Origin of the sequence: Streptomyces sp. NPDC060194, from assembly GCF_042728285.1 — a bacterium.
Taxonomy (GTDB): domain Bacteria; phylum Actinomycetota; class Actinomycetes; order Streptomycetales; family Streptomycetaceae; genus Streptomyces.
The window spans coordinates 1-19940 of sequence record NZ_JBHWZH010000111.1; the positions used below are offsets into that span (position 1 = coordinate 1).

General features: G+C 73.2%; 14 protein-coding genes. 8 read left to right on the forward strand and 6 right to left on the reverse strand.

Annotated features, from left to right (window positions below):
* Positions 1–54: 54 nt before the first annotated feature.
* Positions 55–1470, reverse strand: coding sequence for an MFS transporter (locus ACFWEG_RS21750; RefSeq protein WP_387217643.1), 1416 nt, complete (start codon positions 1468–1470; stop codon positions 55–57).
* A gap of 52 nt (positions 1471–1522) precedes the next feature.
* Here ACFWEG_RS21750 and dusB point away from each other — a divergent pair, with 52 nt between their 5' ends.
* Entirely contained in the window at positions 1523–2752 is a 1230-nt protein-coding gene (gene dusB / locus ACFWEG_RS21755) for a tRNA dihydrouridine synthase DusB (protein WP_387217645.1), read from the forward strand.
* A 180-nt stretch (positions 2753–2932) separates the two neighbouring features.
* Entirely contained in the window at positions 2933–4048 is a 1116-nt protein-coding gene (locus ACFWEG_RS21760; RefSeq protein WP_387217648.1) for a hypothetical protein, read from the forward strand.
* Between the two features lie 2 nt (positions 4049–4050).
* Here ACFWEG_RS21760 and ACFWEG_RS21765 read toward each other — a convergent pair whose 3' ends face one another.
* The 4 genes from ACFWEG_RS21765 to ACFWEG_RS21780 all read right to left on the reverse strand — a co-directional run bounded on the left by ACFWEG_RS21765 (position 4051) and on the right by ACFWEG_RS21780 (position 9398).
* Positions 4051–5922: a glycogen debranching N-terminal domain-containing protein gene (locus tag ACFWEG_RS21765; RefSeq protein ID WP_387217650.1), complete on the reverse strand. Its 1872-nt coding sequence runs from the start codon at positions 5920–5922 to the stop codon at positions 4051–4053.
* On the reverse strand, positions 5919–7448 hold the full coding sequence (locus ACFWEG_RS21770) for a hypothetical protein (protein WP_387217653.1): 1530 nt from the start codon (positions 7446–7448) through the stop codon (positions 5919–5921). The genes ACFWEG_RS21765 and ACFWEG_RS21770 overlap by 4 nt, the downstream gene beginning before the upstream one ends.
* Positions 7445–8245 (reverse strand): sugar phosphate isomerase/epimerase family protein, encoded by an 801-nt coding sequence (locus ACFWEG_RS21775; protein WP_387217655.1) that lies wholly within the window; start codon positions 8243–8245, stop codon positions 7445–7447. Before ACFWEG_RS21775 ends, ACFWEG_RS21770 begins: the two co-directional genes overlap by 4 nt.
* 106 nt (positions 8246–8351) lie before the next feature.
* Positions 8352–9398 (reverse strand): zinc-binding alcohol dehydrogenase, encoded by a 1047-nt coding sequence (locus tag ACFWEG_RS21780; RefSeq protein WP_387217658.1) that lies wholly within the window; start codon positions 9396–9398, stop codon positions 8352–8354.
* A 211-nt stretch (positions 9399–9609) separates the two neighbouring features.
* Here ACFWEG_RS21780 and ACFWEG_RS21785 point away from each other — a divergent pair, with 211 nt between their 5' ends.
* From ACFWEG_RS21785 to ACFWEG_RS21805, 5 genes are all read left to right on the forward strand, one after another.
* Positions 9610–11007 carry an ABC transporter substrate-binding protein gene (locus ACFWEG_RS21785; RefSeq protein ID WP_387217661.1) on the forward strand — a complete coding sequence of 466 codons (1398 nt, stop codon included), beginning with the start codon at positions 9610–9612 and terminating at the stop codon, positions 11005–11007.
* Positions 11008–11117: 110 nt separating this feature from the next.
* Positions 11118–12086: a carbohydrate ABC transporter permease gene (locus ACFWEG_RS21790; protein ID WP_387217664.1), complete on the forward strand. Its 969-nt coding sequence runs from the start codon at positions 11118–11120 to the stop codon at positions 12084–12086.
* Between the two features lie 2 nt (positions 12087–12088).
* On the forward strand, positions 12089–12961 hold the full coding sequence (locus ACFWEG_RS21795) for a carbohydrate ABC transporter permease (protein WP_387217667.1): 873 nt from the start codon (positions 12089–12091) through the stop codon (positions 12959–12961).
* A gap of 9 nt (positions 12962–12970) precedes the next feature.
* Positions 12971–14191: an ROK family protein gene (locus tag ACFWEG_RS21800; protein ID WP_387217670.1), complete on the forward strand. Its 1221-nt coding sequence runs from the start codon at positions 12971–12973 to the stop codon at positions 14189–14191.
* Between the two features lie 32 nt (positions 14192–14223).
* Positions 14224–15105, forward strand: a complete 882-nt coding sequence (locus tag ACFWEG_RS21805) for a Gfo/Idh/MocA family protein (protein ID WP_387217673.1) — start codon at positions 14224–14226, stop codon at positions 15103–15105.
* Between the two features lie 34 nt (positions 15106–15139).
* On the opposite strand, the gene ACFWEG_RS21810 is transcribed toward ACFWEG_RS21805, so the two are convergent.
* A complete protein-coding gene (locus ACFWEG_RS21810; RefSeq protein WP_387217675.1) occupies positions 15140–16606 on the reverse strand; it encodes a hypothetical protein in 1467 nt (488 codons plus the stop codon).
* Between the two features lie 485 nt (positions 16607–17091).
* On the opposite strand from ACFWEG_RS21810, the gene ppdK reads away from it, so the two are divergent.
* Positions 17092–19815, forward strand: a complete 2724-nt coding sequence (gene ppdK, locus ACFWEG_RS21815; protein ID WP_387217678.1) for a pyruvate, phosphate dikinase — start codon at positions 17092–17094, stop codon at positions 19813–19815.
* Positions 19816–19940: the final 125 nt, after the last annotated feature.

Sequence of the window (19940 nt, forward strand, 5' to 3'; positions counted from 1 at the left end):
GGACCGCACCACGCGGTCCGGGCCCTCGGCGATCCCCCGGCCGCCGTCCCCGCGTCAGCCCGCCATCGTCCGCTCCGCCACCGGCTCCTCCAGGCGTTCCGCCGTCCGCCGGGCCGTGCCCGCCGCCCAGCGGCCGCTGGTGAGGAGGCCGGTGGCCAGGACGACGAGGCCGCAGCCGGCGATGATCCACCAGGCGGGGCGGGCGGCCTCGGTGAAGCCGTCGGTGTGGGAGGGGTCGACCCCGGCCGCGATCACCGCGCCGATGACGGCGACGCCGAGCGTCTGGCCCACCTGGCGGCTGGTCGAGGCGACCGCGGCGGCGACGCCGGCCTGGGCGCGGGGCATGCCGGAGACGGCCGTGTTGGTGATGGGCGCGTTGACGACGCCGAAGCCGAGGCCGAAGAGCACGTAGCCGAGGAAGAGCGTCGGGTTGGACGTCTCGGCGTCCAGGGCCGCGAAGAGCACCCCGCTCGCGGTCATCCCGAGACCCGCGATCAGCAGCGGGATGCGGGGCCCGCGCGCGCCCACGAGCCGGCCGGACAGCGGGGCGCAGACGAGGGTCAGGACGGCCATCGGGAGCATGTGGAGGCCGGCGTCGAGCGCGGAGAGGCCGCGGACGTCCTGGAGGTACAGCGTGTTCAGGAAGAGGAAGCCGCCGAGCGCCGCGAACGCGCTCACGGCGATGACGGTCGCGCCGGAGAACGGGGCGGACCGGAAGAAGCGCACGTCGATCAGGGGCTCGTCGCGGCGGGGCTCGTAGAGCAGGAGCCCGGCGAGGGCGGCCGCCGAGACGACGAGAAGCAGCGGGACCGACTCGATGATCGCGTAGGTCAGCGAGGCGAGCAGGGCGATGACCAGGAGTTGGCCGACGGGATCCGCGCGGCGCGGCTTCGGGGCGCGCGACTCCGGCACGTAGGCCCAGGTCAGCAGCAGGGCGAGCAGGCCGATCGGGAGGTTGAGCCAGAAGATCGCCCGCCAGCCGACGGAGTCGACGAGCAGACCGCCGATCACCGGTCCGGCGGCCATCGAGATGCCGACGACGCCGCCCCAGACGCCGATCGCGCGGGCCCGCTCCTTGGGCTCGGTGAACGTGTTGGTGATGATCGACATCGCGACCGGGTTGAGCATCGAGCCGCCGACGGCCTGCAGCGCGCGGGCCGCGATCAGCGCCTCCAGGTTCGGGGCCACCGAGCAGAGCACCGAGCCGGCGACGAACACCACGAGGCCGATCTTGAAGACCTTGCGCCGCCCGATCCGGTCGGCGGTCGACCCCGCCAGCATCAGGAGCGAGGCGAGGACCAGGGTGTACGCGTCGATCGTCCACTGCATGCCGGCGACGGACGCGTCCAGGTCGCGGCGCATGGACGGCAGCGCCACGTTGAGGACGGTGTTGTCGAGGCTGACGATCAGCAGGCTCATGCAGCAGATCGCCAGGACGAGCACGCGGCGGCGGGGGGAGAGCTCGGGCACGGTTCGATAGTACGGGTAACTAACGAATCGGCGCGTACGCCACAATGGGTCCATGACCACGTTCGCCCCCGCTCCCACCGCCACCCCCGGACCCTCCGCGGAGACCGCAGCGCCGCTGGCCATCGGCCCGCACGTCGTGCGGCCGCCGGTCGTCCTGGCCCCCATGGCGGGGATCACGAACGCGCCGTTCCGGACCCTGTGCAGGGAGTTCGCCAACGGCGCGGGGGGTCTCGGGGGTCGCCCCCCGGGAGAGGCAGCCACCGGCGGCAAGGGCCTCTTCGTCAGCGAGATGATCACCACGCGGGCGCTGGTCGAGCGCAACGAGAAGACCATGCAGCTCATCCACTTCGACGCGAGCGAGACCCCCCGGTCGATCCAGCTCTACGGCGTCGACCCGGTGACCGTCGGCAAGGCCGTCCGCATGATCGTGGACGAGGACCTGGCCGACCACATCGACCTGAACTTCGGCTGCCCGGTCCCCAAGGTGACCCGCAAGGGCGGCGGGTCGGCGCTGCCGTACAAGCGGCCGCTGCTGCGCGCGATCCTGCACGAGGCGGTCGGAGCCGCCGGCGACCTGCCGGTCACCATGAAGATGCGCAAGGGCATCGACGACGACCACCTGACGTATCTGGACGCCGGCCGGATCGCCGTCGAGGAGGGCGTCACCGCGATCGCCCTGCACGGCCGCACCACCCGCCAGCACTACGGCGGCGAGGCCGACTGGTCGGCCATCGCGCGTCTCAAGGAGCACGTCCCGGAGATCCCGGTGCTCGGCAACGGGGACATCTGGTCGGCGGAGGACGCCCTGCGGATGGTCCGGGAGACCGGCTGCGACGGGGTCGTGGTCGGCCGCGGCTGCCTGGGCCGGCCGTGGCTCTTCGCGGACCTGGTGGCCGGTTTCGAGGGCAGCTCCGTACGCGCGAACCCCACTCTCAGGGAGGTCGCCGCGGTCATGGTCCGCCACGCCACCCTGCTCGGCGAGTGGATCGGCGACGAGGCCCGGGGCGTCGTCGACTTCCGCAAGCACGTCGCCTGGTACCTCAAGGGCTTCGCGGTCGGCTCCGAGATGCGGCGGCAGCTCGCCACCACCTCCTCGCTGGCCTCCCTGGAGGAGCAGCTCCACGCCCTCGACCTCGACCAGCCCTGGCCCGAGGGCGCCGACGGCCCGCGCGGGCGCACCTCGGGCAACAACCGGGTGGTCCTGCCCGACGGCTGGCTGAAGGACCCGTACGACTGCGCGGGCGTCTCGGAGGACGCGGAGCTGGACACGTCGGGCGGCTGACCGGCCCCGGAGCCCTGCGCCCCTCCGAGCAACCCCTCAGGCACCCCCGAAGCCCCCCCGCGGCACGGCTGCCCGTGCCGATGTGACACCCGTCCGTGCGCCGATCGTGATCCACGGACGGGATGATCATGTCGCGGCCCGGGCCGCGTTCATGTCACACACCATCGGAGGGGACCCGTCGTGACCATCGGGGTCGTCATATTCCTGGCCGCCGTCGCTCTGGCGATCGGACGTACGGTCGCGCGCCGCCGCAGGATCGCCAACGGCATCGATCTCACCCCGCACCGGATGCCCAACCGCGTGGACCTGGTCCCCGGGCGCTCGGGCCCGCCCCGGGACCTCGACGAGGAGACCTGGTCCGTCATCGAGGCGGTCCGCGAGCGGCACGAGTGGAAGGCCGCCGCGATCTGGCTGGCGGACGCCGGCCGGGACGGCAACGAGCGGTGGCACCGGCACGAGATCCTCTCCCAGCTGGCGCAGCAGAACCGCAGCTGGCTCCAGGAGTGGCTGCGGGAGCGGCCGCAGGACGGCTCCGCGCTCGCCCTCCACGCAGGCCTGGAGGTCACCGACGCCTGGGAGATCCGCGGCAGCGGGTTCGCGAACACGGTCACCGACGAGATGGCGGCCGGCTTCGAGCGGGGCCTCGCCCAGGCCGAGCGCACCGCCCGTCAGGCGGCCGAGCACAGCCCCGAGGACCCCACCCCGTGGGTCACCCTGATCACCCTCGCCCGCGGCAAGAACACCGGCAAGGACCGCTTCCGGGAGATCTGGGACCAGCTGGTGCTGCGCTGCCCCGACCACTTCCACGCCCACTGGCAGGCCCTGCAGTACTGGTGCGCCAAGTGGCACGGCTCGCAGGAGGAGATGTACGCCTTCGCCCGCGCGGCCGCCGACCGCGCGGAGCCGGGCTCGCTGCTGAGCACCGTCTACCTGCACGCGCTCGTCGAGGACGAGCAGCGCAGCTCGCCGCACGGCGTCTTCCGCACCGCGGGCGTGCACGGGGCCTGGATCGAGAAGGCGCGGGCGGACGTCGCCCACGCGCTGCCCTCGGACCCGAACCTGGCCGCCGCGCGGCACCTGCTCGCCTCGGCGCTCACCAAGCGCGCGAAGCACGAGTCCGGTCTGAAGCCCGCCGAGAGGGCCGCCCTCTACGAGGAGGCGCTGACGCAGTTCCGGATCATCGGCCCGTTCTGCGGCGGCACGCCCTGGAAGAACGCGGACGACCCGGTGGCGGAGTTCGACAAGTGGCGCACGACCGCCGTCCTGGAGCGCGAGCGGCAGGCGAAGCTGGTCTGACGCTAGCCCTCCAGGACGCCGTCCACCGCGGTCAACAGGGCCAGCGGTGTCGCCGCCGCCCACGCCTGCGGGGAGCAGGAGTGCGGGTACGGCACCGGTGCCGGATGCTCGTCGCGCCCGTAGCCGGCCATCACCTCCGGAAGCCGCCACCCGTGTCCGGCGGCCGCGTCGACCAGGCCCTCGGCCAGCCGCCGCACCTCGTCCTCGAGGCCGTGGCGGGCGAGCCCCAGGGCGATCACCGCGTTGTCGTGCGGCCAGATCGACCCCCGGTGGTACGACAGCGGGTGGTACGGCGTCTGGCCGGCGGCCAGCGTCCTGATGCCCCACCCGGAGAAGAAGTCCGGCTCCATCAGGCGACGGCCGGTCGCCTCGGCCCGCTCCTGGGAGAGGATCCCGGACCACAGCAGGTGACCGGCGTCGGAGGCGAGCGTGTCGACCCGGCGGCCCTCGCCGTCCAGGGCGAGCGCGGGGAAGCCGGCCTCGGGCATCCAGAAGTCCCGGGCGAACCGTTCCCGCAGCGCGGCGGCCTCGCTCTCCAGGCGGTCCGCGTACACCGCGTCGCCCCAGACCCCGCGGGCCAGCCGGGCGGTGCGCACGAGAGCGTCGTACGCGTACCCCTGGGCCTCGGCGACGGCGATCGGGCCGGAGGCCTGCGTGCCGTCGGGGTGGCAGATCGCGCCGGGGGAGTCCTTCCAGTTCTGGTTGGCGAGGCCGCCCGCGGCGGCGTCCGAGGCGTAGACGAGGTAGCCGCCGTCGCCGAGCCCGCCGTCGCGGAACATCCACTCCACGGCCGCCCGGGCCTGCGGCTCCAGGCGCCGGGCGAGGACCTGGTCGCCGTGCGCCTCCAGGAGGACGAGGAAGAGCGGCGTGGCGTCGACGGTGCCGTAGTAGCGGCCGTAGGGGACCTGCCGGAAGTGGGCGAGCTCGCCGTGGCGCACCTCGTGCACGATGCGGCCGGGCTGCTCCAGACGGGAGGGGTCCTCGACCCGCCCCTGGGTGGCGGCGAGCGCGCGCAGGGTGGCGTCGGCCAGCTCGGGGGCCTGCCGGAGCGCGAACAGCGACGTCAGGAGCGAGTCGCGGCCGAAGAGGGTCAGGAACCAGGGGATGCCGGCGGCCGGGGCCCGCAGCGGCTCGCCGTCGGGGCCGTCGGCGGGGACGCGGAGCAGGGCGAGGTCGTCCAGGCCCTGGGTGCAGGCGCGCGCCAGCTCGTGCCAGGCGGTGAGGTCGTGCCGCTCCCTCGGGCGCGCGGGCTCCGCGGACGCCGGCACCGCGTCCGTGGCGGAGATCTCCGGCAGCGCGGTCGCCGTCAGCTCGACGCGGGCGGTGCCGTGCGCGGGCAGCTCGACCTGCCAGCGCAGCACGTGGCCCGCCTCGCCGGCCACGACCTCGGCCGGCGCGGGCTGCGCCGCCACCGCCGTACCGCGCACCCAGTCCGGGCCGCGCTCGTAGCGGAAGTCGACGCCGGCCGCCGTGACCACGGCCTCGCGGCGGGCGTCCGGCTTGTCGTAGGTGCGGTGGTCCGAGCGCAGCTCGAACTGGTCGGCGAAGTCGGCGTCGCAGGTCAGGTCGAGGGCCAGGGACAGCGGTTCGGGCCGGTTGGAGACCAGGCGCAGCGACTCCCGCAGCGCCCCGTCGCGTACGGACTGCTCGCGGAGGACGGTGTAGGCGGGCGGCTCGTCGCGGGTGCCGGGCGGGGTGAGGACGCCGTCGGTCAGCACGGTCAGCTCGGAGCCGTCGGCGTGCAGCCGCCAGCGGGAGAGGTGGCGGGTGTCGCGGCGGAACAGGCCGTCCGGGGTCGCGCCCCGGACGCCGGTGACGTCACCGGCGTCCGTGAGCAGGGCGAACGTGCCGTCGTGGACGAGGAGTCGGCTCATCGGCGGGTCTCCGGGAGGACGGTCTCGGTGCGGGGGTGCGGGAGGCGGGCCACGGGAGCGGTGTCCCCGGGGGCGGCCCGGTGGGAGGAGTCCCCCGGAGCGGCCCCGTGGGAGGTGTCCTCGGGGGCGGTCTCAGGAGCGGCCGCTTCGAGGAGGCAGCCGTCCGCCTCCGACCCGTCCCGCGCCAGCAGGTCCAGGGTCAGCGCCGCCGTCCAGCTGAACTCGCGGATGCCGCGCCCGTCCCCGGTGTGCGGGTCGACGTACTCGGCGAACCGGGTGCGCCCGGCGAGGTCGAGCATGCCCGCCCGCAGACCGGCCGCCGCCGCCCGCTCGCCGTACCGGGCGAGGCCCCGCTCGACGAGCCAGGCGGTGTTGAACCAGCTCGGTCCGCGCCAGTAGCGGCTGCCGTCGAACTCCGGGCCGAGCAGGTCGTAGGACGGCACCAGGTGCGCGCCGCCGAAACCGAAGTGGGGGCCGTGCAGGGTGCCGACCAGCGCCGTGACGATCTCCGCCGGCAGCCCGGGGACGATCAGCGGGATCAGCCCCGCCACGCTCCGCACGGTGCCGCGCTCGCCGGTCAGGGCGTCGCGGGCGGTGAACAGGCCCGCCTCGGCGTCCCACAGCCGCTCCACGAGCCGGTCCGTCGTCGCGGCGGCCCGCGCGAGCAGCGGCGCGGGGTCCTCGCCGAGCTCGGCGGCGATCGCGGACAGCGCGTGGTCGGCGGCGATGAGCAGCGCGTTGAAGCAGGGGTCCTCGACGGCGAAGGCGTGCGGGGTGGCCGCGTCGTCGTAGCCGTGGTCGCGGTAGGTGGCGGCCAGTCGCACGTAGCGGGCGTAGTCCAGGTCGGTGGGCCGGTCGGCGGCGTCGCTGTGGTCGAGGTCGGCGCGGCGGAAGGAGCCGGCGAGCGCGGGTTCGACGCGGTTCAGGGCCTCGTCCCAGGCGGGGCTGTTGTCGAGACCGGGCTCCCAGGGGTGCACGATCGCCGCCAGGCCGCCGCCGCCGAGGTCGCGCTCGCGGTGCAGGTAGGCGTGCCAGGCGGCCAGCCGCGGGTACACCCGGCGCAGGAAGCCGCGCCGCTCCGACTCGCCCGGGTCCGCGCGGTGCACCAGCCAGGCGGCGAGCGCGTGGACGGGCGGCTGGACGATGCCGGAGGTCTCCACGGCGGCGGGGGCGCCCTGCGGGCCGCCGGCCGTCGAGGAGCGCCAGAAGTCGGGGGAGGGGAAGTACTGGCCGAGCGGCACCGTCGGGTTGAAGACGATGTGCGGGATCCGCCCGTCGCCCCACTGCGCGCCGAGCAGCGTCTCCAGCTCGCGCTGGGCGCGGCGCGGCGCGAGGTGGCGCAGCCCGATGGAGATGAACGCCGAGTCCCAGGACCACTGGTGCGGGTAGAGCGACCGCGACGGCACCGTGGAGTGGCCGGTCCAGTTGTCGAGGAGCACCCGGGCGGCGGCCCGGCGGAGCCGTTCCGGCGCGTCGAGGACGGGGGCCGGGGCCGTGGCGGCCCCGGTCGTGAGGGCGGTCGTCACGAGGCGGCCCGCTTCAGGAACGCGGGGACGGACCGGACGGCCTCCAGGGGCTCGCCCGCGAGCCGCGACTCCAGGGCGAGGTAGCCGTCGAAGCCGGCCGCGTCGAGGGCGTTCAGCCAGGCCGGCCAGTCCAGGTGGCCGGCGCCGGGCTGCATGCGGTTGGAGTCCGAGACCTGCGCGTGCCCGATGTACGGGGCGGCGGCCAGGATGGCGGCCGCGGGGTCGGTCTCCTCGATGTTCATGTGGTAGGCGTCGATGCCGACCTTCACGGAGTCGAGGCCGACCTCGCGGATCAGGTCGACGGCCTGGTCGAGCCGGTTGACCATGTGGTCCTCGTACCGGTTCAGCGGCTCCAGGTACAGCGTCACGCCCTCGCGGGCCGCGTGCTCGCCCATCTCGGTGAGCCCGGCGAGCAGGATCTCGCGCTCCTCGGCCTCGCCGCGCGGCGGCTCGAAGGGGGGCAGGCGGCGGGAGAACATGCCGTACGAGGCGGGGGTCTGCGCGCCGAGCCCGCCGAGCTCGCCGATGACGCCTAGCTGCGACTTCATCTGCTCGATCGCGTCACGCCGCAGGTCCGCGTCGAACGCGCCGAAGAAGTGCAGCATGTCGACGCACACGGTCGGCATGACGACGCCGTCCGCCAGGGCCCGCCTCAGCTCCGGGAGGCGGTCCCGGAAGTGGAAGTCGCCCTTGGCGCGCAGCTCGATCGCGTCGTACCCGGCGGACCGCGCGAAGTCCCACTTCTCCTGGAGGGTGTCGCCGGGCAGCAGCTGTTCCTGGCAAGCGGTCTTGAACATGGGTTTGGGGGGGCCTTTCGACGGCAGGTGGAGAGCGACGGTGGTCGGGGGAGGGGGCCCGGCCTCCCTCAGGGAGTGCGACGGCCTCCCCAGGGAGTGCGACGGATCAGAACTCCAGGACCACCTGCAGCGCGTCGGCCGGACGCCGGTCGAGCAGCGTGTACGCCTCGGCCGCGTCCGCGACCGGCACCACGTGGCTGACCAGCGACTTCACGTCGATGCGGCCCTCGTTCACCAGCCGCAGGAACGTCTGCTGCAGCCGGTCGACCGTCCAGCGGCCGGCGAGCTGGGGCGGCACCCCGCCGATCTGCGAGCAGATCAGCTGCACCCGGTTGTGGTGGAACTCGTCGCCCAGCCGGAGCCCGAGGCCCTCGCCCTGGTAGAAGCCGGACGCGACGACCCGGCCGTCGACCGCCACCGAGCGGATCGCCTCGTGCAGCGCGCGGTGGGCGCCGCTGATCTCGATCGCGGCGTCCGCGCCCCGGCCGCCGGTCGCCGCGCGGACGGCCTCGGCGACGGAGTCGGTGCGGGCGTTGAGCGTGCGGGCGGCGCCGTACTCGACGGCCTTGGTGAGCCGGACGTCGAGCGCGTCGACGGCGGTCACCGTCGCCCCCGAGAGCTGGGCGAGGCGGGTGGCGATCAGGCCGATGACGCCCTGGCCGAAGACCGCCACGTCCTCGCCGAGGTTGATGCCGGCGGAGAGGACCGCGTTGTATGCGATCGCGCCGACCCGGGCGAAGGCCCCCGCGAGCGGCTCCAGGCCCTCGGGGAGGGTGTGCCCGACCATCCGCTCGACCGGGACGATGCCCTCGCTGCGGTGCCCCCAGATGCCCCACACCAGGTCGCCGGCGGCCGGGACCCCGGGGGTGTCCCGCAGCTCGGGCGAGACCTCGGTGACTTCTCCGACCTCGCTGTATCCCCAGCCCGCTACGGGGTACTCCATGCCCGCCGCACCGTCCCGGAACAGGCGTGCCTCCGGGTCCCAGGTGCGGGTCAGGTACGGATTGGTGCCCCGGTAGGCGGTCAGCTCGGTCCCGGCGGAGATGCCGGAGTAGCGGGTGCGCACCCGCAGATGGCCGGGCGGAAGGGGGGCCGTTTCGTGCTCGGCGACCTCGACCTGGAGGGGACCGGTGAACTGGACGACGCGTTCCACGAAGAACTCCGAACGGACGGTGCGGGTGATGTTCTGCCGGGTGTGCGGTCACCCGGCGACTGCTTCTGTCGAACTTATCCCACAGTTAGGTCTTGTCAACAAGCAAAAGTACTGCTGGGATGCAACACGTACGAAACGTAAACGCGCGGTCAGGGCTGTCCGGCGGATCGGGACCCGGCCCTGGAACCGCCGGACAGATCGAGGACGGCACATGCGCATCTGGTCCACGAGGACCCGGGCGATCGCGGCGGCCGTGGGGGCGACGGCACTCTCGGCAGGCCTGCTCTCCGGCTGCTCCACCGACTCCGGGAAGCCCGACAACCGGATCACCGTCTGGAGCCTGGAGAACCTGGCGCCCCGGATGGAGGTGACCAAGAAGATCACCGCCGCCTTCGAGAAGCGGACCGGCGTCCAGGTCGACCTGGTCGGCGTCGACGAGGGCCAGCTCCCGCAGCTGATCATGAGCGCCGCGGCCGCCGGCACCCTCCCCGACGTCATCGGCGGCGTCCCCCTCGCCTCCGCCTGGCAGATGTACGACAACGACCTCATCGACACCGCCACCACGCGGCGGATCGTCGACGAGCTCGGCCGGGACACCTTCCAGAAGAACGCGCTCGCCTTCACCAGCGACGGCGGGAAGTCGCTGGCCGTGCCCAGCGACTCCTGGATGCAGATCGTCGCCTACCGCAAGGACATGTTCGAGAAGGAGGGCCTGAAGGCCCCCGACTCCTACGACGCGATGCTCAAGGCGGCGAAGACCCTGAACAGGGGCAAGGTCAACGGGGCGTCCCTCGCCTCCGACCCCAGCGACGTCTTCACCCAGCAGTCCTTCGAGGACCTCGCCCTCGCCAACGGCTGCAAGCTCGTCGACACCGCCGGCAAGGTCGGCCTCGACAGCCCGCAGTGCCGCGCCACCTTCGACGCCTACGGCAAGCTCGCCGGCGAGTACGGCCCGCCCGGCACCCAGACCGTCGACTCCACCCGCGCCACCTACTTCGCGGGCCGCTCCTCCATGGTGGTCTGGTCCTCGATGCTCCTCGACGAGCTGGCGGGGCTCCGCTCCGACGCGCTGCCCAGCTGCCCCGAGTGCAAGGACCGCGACTTCCTCGCCGACCACACCGGCATCGTCACCGCACTCAAGGGCCCCGACGGCACCGAGCCCGCCCAGTTCGGCGAGGTCGCCTCCTGGACTGTCACCCGGGACGCCGAGAAGGACGCGTCGGCGAAGTTCGTCGAGTACCTGATGGGCACCGGCTACGCCGACTGGTTCGGCATGGCCCCCGAGGGCAAGATCCCCGTCCGCACGGGCAACGCCCAGGACCCCAAGGCCTACGAGAAGGCCTGGCGGGCCAGCGAGATCGGCGTCGGCGAGCGCAAGCGGCTCGACGCGGTCTACCCCGCCGCGCTCCTCGACCAGCTCTACGACGGCGTCGGCAACATGAAGCGCTGGGGCATCAAGGAGGGCCAGGGCGCCCTCGTCGGCGCGACCCTCGGCGAGCTGCCCGTCCCGAAGTCCGTCGGCGCGCTCACCTCCGGCCAGATCAGCTCGGCGGAGGCGGCCCGGGAGGCCGCCGAGGAGGTCGAGGCCCTGAGGACGTCCCTGCGGTGAGCCCGGCGCACCAGCAGACGGAAGCGACCGACCCTACGCACGCGACCGGCCCCGCGCCGCGCGGCGGCACCCCGCCGCCCGGCGCCCCCGGCGCGACAGAGGAACCCCATATGACACCCCCCGACGGCGCACCGAAGCGCCGGCACCTCACCCTCTCCCAGCGCGAGAACCGCGCCGGGCTGGCCTTCGTCTCGCCGACCGTCCTGGTCGTCGCGGTCGTGGTCGTCCTGCCCATCGCCTGGACGGTGCTCCTCGCCTTCCAGAACGCCCGCCTGGTCGACATCCAGGGCATGAGCCTGCTCGGCAACTGGACGCTGGACAACTTCACCGCCGTCTTCACCTCGCCCGGCTTCTGGTCCTCGCTGTGGACGACGCTCGTCTACACCGTCGGCGCCACCTTCGGCTCGATCGCGCTGGGCCTGGTCGCCGCGCTCGCCCTGCGCCGCCCCTTCCGCGGCCGCGGCCTGCTGCGCGGCTCGATGCTCCTGCCCTACGTGGCGCCCGTCGTCGCCGTCGCCTTCGCCTGGGAGGTGGCGCTCAGCCCGCAGTACGGCATCGTCAACGACTGGGGCGCGAAGCTGTTCGGCTGGGAGGACCCGATCGCGTTCCTCTCCTCCCGCAGCCACGAGGTCGCGGTCCTCGGCGTGCACTTCGAGATCCCGCTCGCGCTGTTCACCGTCATCGCCTTCGAGATCTGGCGCTACTTCCCGTTCGCCTTCCTCTTCCTCCTCGCCCGCCTCCAGGCGGTCCCCGACGGCCTGGAGGAGGCCGCCACCGTCGACGGCGCGACGATCACCCAGCGCTTCCGGTACATCCTGATGCCGCAGCTCATGCCGGTCATCGCGCTGCTCTCGGTGCTCCGCTTCATCATGACGTTCAACAAGTTCGACGACGTCTACCTGCTCACCGGCGGCGGCTCCGGCACCGACGTGGTCGCCGTCCGCGTCTACGACTTCCTCACCGCCCGCTACGACGTGGGCGCCGCCGCGGCCCAGGCCCTGGTGCTCGCGGTGATCCTCGCGCTGCTGCTCGGGATCTACTTCAAGTTCTTCGCCAAGCGGCACCAGGAGGAGGCGTAACCATGGCCGCCAGTCGCGCACAGATCGAGGACCGCCTCTTCGGCGTCCTGCGCTGGGTCGTGATCGCGTTCCTCGCCGTCATCACGATCCTGCCCTTCTACTACATGCTGCTGCTCTCGGTGACCCCGATCGAGCAGCTGCTCCTGAACCCCGGGCAGCTGTGGGTCAGCGCCCAGGACTTCACGCTCGACACCTACCGGGACGTGCTCCGCCCGACCTCCGAGGGCGGGCAGGGCTTCATGAAGCTGCTGCTGAACTCGGCGCTCGTGGCGCTCGCCACCGTCGGCCTGACCCTGCTCGTCTCGGTGCCGGGCGCGTACGCGATCTCCCGGCTGAAGTTCTTCGGCGGCCGGCAGATCAGCGCGGTCTTCCTCGCCGTCTACCTGTTCCCGGCGACGCTGCTCGCGGTGCCGCTGTTCGTGATGTTCGCGAAGCTCGGGCTGCAGGGCTCGCTGGTCGGCCTCGCGATCGTCTACATCGCGCAGACCGTGCCCGTGTCGATCTACATGGTGAAGAACTACTTCGTCACCATCCCCTACTCCATCGAGGAGGCCGCCGCCCTCGACGGCTGCAACCGGCTGCAGACCGTCCGCCGCGTCGTGCTGCCGCTCGCCACCCCCTCCCTGATGGCCACCGGGCTCTACGTCTTCATGATCGCCTGGAACGAGTTCCTCTTCGCGCTGCTCTTCCTGGCCGCCGACCCCGACAAGTGGACCGTCTCGCTCGGCCTCCAGCAGCTCGCCAACGGCATCGAGACCCCCAAGACGATCCTCATGGCGGGATCCGTGGTGCTCACGATCCCCGTGGTACTTCTGTTCTACGCGGCCGAGCGGCTCCTCACCGAGGGCCTGACCAGCGGCGCGGACAAGAGCTGAGCCTTCGTCATGCGAGGAGTGAGTGTGGGAGCGCCGCAGAGCACCGCAGGCCACCTGCTGGACCTGATCCGCACCGGCCGGGCCAACACCCGGGGCGACCTGCAACGCGTCACCGGCCTCTCCCGCTCCACCGTCGGGCTCCGGCTCGACCAGCTCTTCGCCGCCGGCTGGCTGCGCGAGGCCCGTGGCGCCGTCTCCACCGGCGGCCGGCCCTCCACCCGCCTGGAGTTCGACCCCGGGCACGCGGTCGTCCTCGCCGCCGACCTGGAGACCACCCACCTGCGGGCCGCCGTCCTGGACCTCGCCGGCCGGGTGCTCGCCGAGCACACCGTCGACCAGGAGGTCGCCGACGGCCCCGAGACCGTCCTCGACCGGCTCGGCGGGATGTTCGCCGCGCTGCTCGACCGGTCGGGGACGCCGGTCGCGAAGGTCTGCGGGATCGGGGTCTCCGTACCCGGTCCCGTCGACTGGGAGACCGGGCGGGTGATACTCCCGCCGATCATGCCAGGCTGGGACGGCTACCCCGTCCGCGAACGGCTGCAGAAGGCGCTGGCCGAGCACGCCGGCGCGGCCGGCGACGTGCCCGTCCTCGTCGACAACGACGCCAACCTGATGGCGCTCGGCGAGCAGCGCGACTGGTTCGCCGACTGCTCCGCCTTCGTCCTGGTCAAGGTCTCCACCGGCATCGGGGCCGGCGTCGTCATCAACGGCGAGGCCTTCCGCGGCATCGACGGCGGGGCCGGCGACCTCGGCCACATCCGGCTCCACGACCGGGGCGACGCCCGCTGCATGTGCGGCTCCTACGGCTGCCTCGCCGCCGTCGCCAGCGGCCGCGCGCTCGCGGACCAGCTCACCGCGCTCGGCGTGCCGACCCTGTCCGGGTCGGACGTGCGCGAGCGGCTCACGGCCGGCCAGCCCGACGCCGTGCGGCTCGCGCGGGAGGCCGGGCAGCGGTGCGGGGAGGTGCTCGTCACCGTCGTCACCCTGCTCAACCCCGGCGTCCTGATGATCGCCGGGGACCTCGCCGAGACGAACTTCGTCACCGGCGTCCGCGAACTGCTCTACCAGCGCGCCCTGCCGCGCTCCACCCGCAACCTCCAGGTGGTCACCACCCGGCTCGGCGACCGCGCCGGCCTGGTCGGCGCGACCGCCATGGTGACCGACCACCTCTACGCACCGGAGCGGGCCGACGCCCGACTCGCCCTCATCAGGGGCCCGGTCGCGTCATGACGCACCATCAGCCGACGTGGGAGAAGTAGACCTTGAGCACCGCACCTGTTTCCGTCGGCCTGGTCGGGGCCGGTCCCTGGGCGCGCGCGATGCACGCCCGGATGCTGGCCGCCGGCCCCGAGACGCGGCTCGCCGCCGTCTGGGCGCGGCGCCCCGAGGCGGCGGCGGAGGTGGCCGCCGAGCACGGGGCGCTCACCGCCGGGTCGGTGGAGGAGCTGTTCGAGCACTGCGAGGCGGTCGCCTTCGCCGTACCGCCCGCCGTGCAGGCGGCCCTCGCCCCCCTTGCCGCGAAGGCGGGCAAGGCGCTGCTCCTGGAGAAGCCGCTCGGCCCCGACCTCGCCTCCGCACGGACGGTCGCCGACGCCGTCGCGGAGTACGGCGTCGTCTCGCAGCTCGTCCTCACCAAGCGGTACCACCCCGTCACCCGCGACTTCCTGCGGGCCGCCGCGGAGCTGGAGGTGACCGGGGCGCGCTCCTGCTACCTGCACGGCGCGTTCCTGGGCGGCGACATGGCCACCGCCTGGCGTCTGGAGCACGGGGCGCTGCTCGACCTCGGCCCGCACCTGCTCGACCTGCTCGACGCGGCCGTCGCCCCGATCACCTCCGTCCGCGCGACCGGCGACCCGCGCCGCTGGGTGGAGCTGACCTGCGAGCACGCGAACGGGGCGGTCAGCCAGGCCTCGCTGTCCGGCGCGGTCCGCACCGAGCGCGCGCGGACCACCGTCGAGCTGTTCGGCCCCGGCGAACCGCTGCTCTACGACACCGCCGTGATCGACCACGACGAGATCTGGCCCGTCCTGCGCGCCGAGTTCGCGGCGGCCGTCCGCGCGGGCCGCTCCGGGGAGCTGGACGCGGCCCGGGGGCTGCGCCTCCAGGAACTCCTGGAGGCCGCCGCCCGGTCGGCCGCGGAGTGACACCCGGTGCCACCGGGGCGCGTGTGACGGCTCGTCAGCCCTGGGCCAGCAGGTCCAGGGCCGTCGCCGCCGTCCAGCTGAAGCCCCAGATGCCGCGCCCCTCGCCGGTGTACGGGTCGAGGTACTCGGAGAAGTTCGTCCGCCCGGCGGCGTCCAGCAGCGCCTCCCGCAGCCGCTTGGCCTCCTCCTCCGCCCCGTACCCGCCGAGGCCGCGGTGGACCAGCCAGGCGGTGTTGAACCAGGAGGGCCCGCGCCAGTAGCGGGACGGGTCGAAGGCGGGCCCCTGGAGGTCGTACGACGGCACCAGGTGGGCCTTCCCGAGGCCGAAGTGGTCGCCGCGGACGGTCGCGAGCAGCGCCTCGGAGACGTCCGGCGGCAGGTCGGGCAGGATCAGCGGCACCAGGCCCGAGATGCTCCGCCCGTCGATCAGCGGACGGTCCGGCGCGCGCAGGTCCCGGCACAGGAACTGACCCGCCCCCGGGTCCCACAGCCGGTCCAGGAGCGCCTGACGCAGCGCCAGCGCCCGTTCCAGGTGCGGCCCCGGATCCGCGCCCGCCACCTCGGCGAGCTGCGCGAGCGCCGCCTCCGACACCGCGAGCAGCGCGTTGAAGCACGGGTCCTCGACGGCGAAGGCGTGCGCGGTGCGGGTGTCGTCGTAGTCCTGGGCGCGGTAGTCCGCGCAGAGCCGCACGTAGCGCCCGTAGTCCAGGTCGGTGGGCCGGTCGGCGGGGTTCGCGTGCGCGAGGTCGCGGCGGACGTACGAGGCCGGGTCGGCGGGGGTCACGCGGGCCAGCGGGCCGTCCCAGCAGGGGGAGTTGTCCATCCCCGACTCCCAGGGGTGGACGATCGCGGCCAGCCCCGCCCCGCCGAGGTCGCGGTGCGCGAGCAGGTAGTCGTGCCAGGCGGCGAGCCGCGGGTAGAGCCGGCGCGGGACGCCCCGGCGCACGGAGTCCTCGGGGTCCGCGCGGTGGGTGAGCCAGGCGGCGAGCGCGTGCACCGGGGGCTGGACGATGCCGGAGGTGTGGAGCCGCTGGCCGCCCTCGCCGGGGACGCCGGCCTGCCAGAAGTCGGGGCCGGGGAAGTAGGCGTCGGCGGCGACGGAGTCGTTGAACACGATGTGCGGGACCCGGCCGTCGGGCCACTGGGCGGCGAACAGGGTCTCCAGCTCGCGGCTCGCCCGGCGGGGGGAGAGGTGGCGCAGGCCGATGGCGATGAAGGCGGTGTCCCAGCTCCACTGGTGCGGGTAGAGCGTGCGCGAGGGGACGGTCGAGCCGCCGGCCCAGTTGCCGAGCAGCACCCAGGCGGCGGCGCGGCGGAGCTGGTCCCAGGTGTCGGGGTCTGCGGCGGTCCAGGGCTTGGAGGTGGTGGGGGAGAGGGCTTCGGGGGCCGTGGCGTCGGGGTCGGCGATCTCGGTGGCGATCTCGGCGGCGGTGGGGGAGGGCGCGGGCGCTCGGGTGGGCGCGGTCTCGACGGCTGGTTCACCGGCAGGTTCGGGCGACATGAAGGGAAATGGGAGCACTGCCGGATGATGCCTCGCAAGAGTGCCGGTGGGCGGGTCCGGCGCGTTGCGGGGAGGTTGCGGATGTCCGCGAGGGGGTCCGTCCGCTGAGACGGCGGGACGCGGCGGGGGGTGATTCCCGCCACTCTTGATAGGGGTGCTGCTCAGATGAGCGTTTTCGGTGCGGCTGCACTTCACAAAGGGGTGGCACTGGGTGCCACCTGATGATCGTTCATCGATCGCACATGGTCGTCACCCTGGGTGCGGATCCCGGCCCGCCCTGTCGCGCCCGGTAGTCGACGCTTCACTTCTTGAACGCAAATGGTGTGGACCACTCCCGATGCCCTCACTTTCGATCTGCTGGCGGACGGGTGGTTACAGCCGCATGACGCACATGTGGACGTACCCAGGCGCCTTCGATCTGGGTATGTTCCTGGCCGTCAGGGCAGCCACCGAGTCCTCAGGAGTCGAGACCCGTGTCGGAAAACATCGAGCACCAGGGCGTGAAGTTCGTTTACGACTTCACCGAGGGAAACCGGGACCTCAAGGACCTCCTCGGCGGCAAGGGCGCGAACCTCGCCGAGATGACCAACCTCGGGCTGCCCGTCCCGCCCGGCTTCACCATCACCACCGAGGCGTGCAAGGTCTACCTCGACAGCGGCGAGGAGCCGGCCGCCCTGCGCGACGAGGTGAGCGCCCATCTGGACGCCCTGGAGGCGAGGATGGGCAAGCAGCTCGGCCAGGCCGACGACCCGCTGCTCGTCTCCGTCCGCTCGGGCGCGAAGTTCTCGATGCCCGGGATGATGGACACCGTCCTCAACATCGGCCTCTCCGACGCCTCGGTGGCCGGTCTCGCCGCCCAGTCCGGCGACGAGCGGTTCGCCTGGGACTCCTACCGCCGGCTCATCCAGATGTTCGGCAAGACCGTCCTCGGCGTCGACGGCGAGCTGTTCGAGGACGCCCTGGAGGCGGCCAAGGAGGCCCGCGGGGTCACCGTCGACACCGACCTCGCGGCCGACGACCTCAAGCAGCTCGTCGAGCGCTTCAAGCAGATCGTGCAGACCGAGGCCGGACGCGCGTTCCCGCAGGACCCGCGCGAGCAGATGGACCTCGCCGTCCGCGCGGTCTTCGACTCCTGGAACACCGACCGCGCCAAGCTCTACCGCCGCCAGGAGCGCATCCCCGGCGACCTCGGCACGGCCGTCAACGTCTGCTCGATGGTCTTCGGCAACCTCGGCCCCGACTCCGGCACCGGCGTCGCCTTCACCCGCGACCCGGCCTCCGGCCACCAGGGCGTCTACGGCGACTACCTGCAGAACGCGCAGGGCGAGGACGTCGTCGCGGGCATCCGCAACACCGTGCCGCTGGCCGACCTCGAGGGCATCGACAAGGCCTCGTACGACCAGCTCATGGAGATCATGGAGACCCTTGAGACCCACTACAAGGACCTCTGCGACATCGAGTTCACCATCGAGCGCGGCCAGCTGTGGATGCTCCAGACCCGCGTCGGCAAGCGCACCGCCGGTGCGGCCTTCCGGATCGCGACCCAGCTCGTCGACCAGGGCCTCATCGACGAGGCGGAGGCGCTGCAGCGCGTCAACGGGGCGCAGCTCGCGCAGCTGATGTTCCCGCGCTTCGACGACTCCGCGAAGAGCGAGCAGCTCGGCCGCGGGATCGCCGCCTCCCCGGGCGCGGCGGTCGGCAAGGCCGTCTTCGACTCCTACACCGCGATCAAGTGGTCCCGCTCCGGTGAGAAGGTCATCCTGATCCGCCGCGAGACCAACCCCGACGACCTGGACGGCATGATCGCCGCCGAGGGCATCCTGACCAGCCGCGGCGGCAAGACCTCGCACGCGGCCGTCGTGGCCCGCGGCATGGGCAAGACCTGCGTCTGCGGCGCGGAGGAGCTGGAGGTCGACACCAAGCGCCGCCGGATGACCGCCAAGGGCAAGGACGGCAAGGGCACGATCGTCATCGAGGAGGGCGACGTCGTCTCCATCGACGGCTCCAGCGGCAAGGTGTACGCGGGCGAGGTGCCCGTCGTGCCGTCGCCGGTCGTCGAGTACTTCGAGGGCCGGATGCACGCGGGCGCCGACGACGCCGACGAACTGGTCGGCGCGGTGCACCGGATCATGGCCTACGCCGACCGCGTCCGCCGGCTGCGGGTGCGCGCCAACGCCGACAACGCCGAGGACGCGATGCGCGCCCGCCGGTTCGGCGCGCAGGGCATCGGCCTGTGCCGCACCGAGCACATGTTCCTCGGCGAGCGGCGCGAGATGGTCGAGAAGCTGATCCTCGCCGACACCGACAGCGAGCGCGAGGAGGCCCTGAAGCACCTCCTGCCGCTGCAGAAGCGGGACTTCGTCGAGCTGTTCGAGGCGATGGACGGGCTGCCCGTCACCGTTCGGCTGCTCGACCCGCCGCTGCACGAGTTCCTGCCGGACATCACCGAGCTGTCCGTCCGCGTGGCGCTCGCGGAGTCCCGCAAGGACCACAACGAGAACGACCTGCGCCTCCTGCAGGCCGTCCACCGGCTGCACGAGCAGAACCCGATGCTCGGCCTGCGCGGCGTACGCCTCGGGCTGGTCATCCCGGGCCTGTTCTCGATGCAGGTACGGGCCATCGCCGAGGCGGCGGCCGAGCGGCGCAACGCCAAGGGCGACCCGCGGGCCGAGATCATGATCCCGCTGGTCGGCACGGTCCAGGAGCTGGAGATCGTCCGCGACGAGGCCGAGCAGGTCATCGCCGAGGTCGAGGCCGCGACCGGGCTGAACCTGAAGCTGTCGCTCGGCACCATGATCGAGCTGCCGCGGGCCGCGCTGACCGCCGGTCAGATCGCGGAGGCCGCGCAGTTCTTCTCCTTCGGCACCAACGACCTCACCCAGACGGTCTGGGGCTTCTCCCGCGACGACGTCGAGGCGAGCTTCTTCACCGCCTACCTGGAGAAGGGCATCTTCGGGGTCTCGCCGTTCGAGACCATCGACCGCGACGGCGTCGGCTCGCTGGTCCGCAGCGCGGTCGAGGCGGGGCGGGCCACCCGGCCCGACCTCAAGCTGGGCGTCTGCGGTGAGCACGGCGGCGACCCGGAGTCGGTGCACTTCTTCCACGAGGTCGGCCTGGACTACGTCTCCTGCTCGCCGTTCCGCATCCCGGTCGCCCGCCTGGAGGCCGGTCGCGCGGCCTCGCAGTCGGAGGGCAGCGACCACCGCTGACACCCGCGGCCGCGGCCGGTCTCCTGACCCTCACCGACCGCCGCGGCCCGGGCCCCAGGAGGGGCGGGAACCCTGTGCGGGGGTCCCGCCCCTCCGTCGCGGCCCGCCGTCGCGCGCCCGTGCCC

Coding starts and splice junctions, on each gene's coding strand:
- ACFWEG_RS21785 (WP_387217661.1), top strand. CDS start 9,610: ATGCGCATCTGGTCCACGAGGACCCGGGCGATCGCGGCGGCCGTGGGG.
- ACFWEG_RS21810 (WP_387217675.1), bottom strand. CDS start 16,606: ATGTCGCCCGAACCTGCCGGTGAACCAGCCGTCGAGACCGCGCCCACC.
- ACFWEG_RS21765 (WP_387217650.1), bottom strand. CDS start 5,922: ATGAGCCGACTCCTCGTCCACGACGGCACGTTCGCCCTGCTCACGGAC.
- ACFWEG_RS21790 (WP_387217664.1), top strand. CDS start 11,118: ATGACACCCCCCGACGGCGCACCGAAGCGCCGGCACCTCACCCTCTCC.
- ACFWEG_RS21800 (WP_387217670.1), top strand. CDS start 12,971: ATGCGAGGAGTGAGTGTGGGAGCGCCGCAGAGCACCGCAGGCCACCTG.
- ACFWEG_RS21795 (WP_387217667.1), top strand. CDS start 12,089: ATGGCCGCCAGTCGCGCACAGATCGAGGACCGCCTCTTCGGCGTCCTG.
- ACFWEG_RS21775 (WP_387217655.1), bottom strand. CDS start 8,245: ATGTTCAAGACCGCTTGCCAGGAACAGCTGCTGCCCGGCGACACCCTC.
- dusB (WP_387217645.1), top strand. CDS start 1,523: ATGACCACGTTCGCCCCCGCTCCCACCGCCACCCCCGGACCCTCCGCG.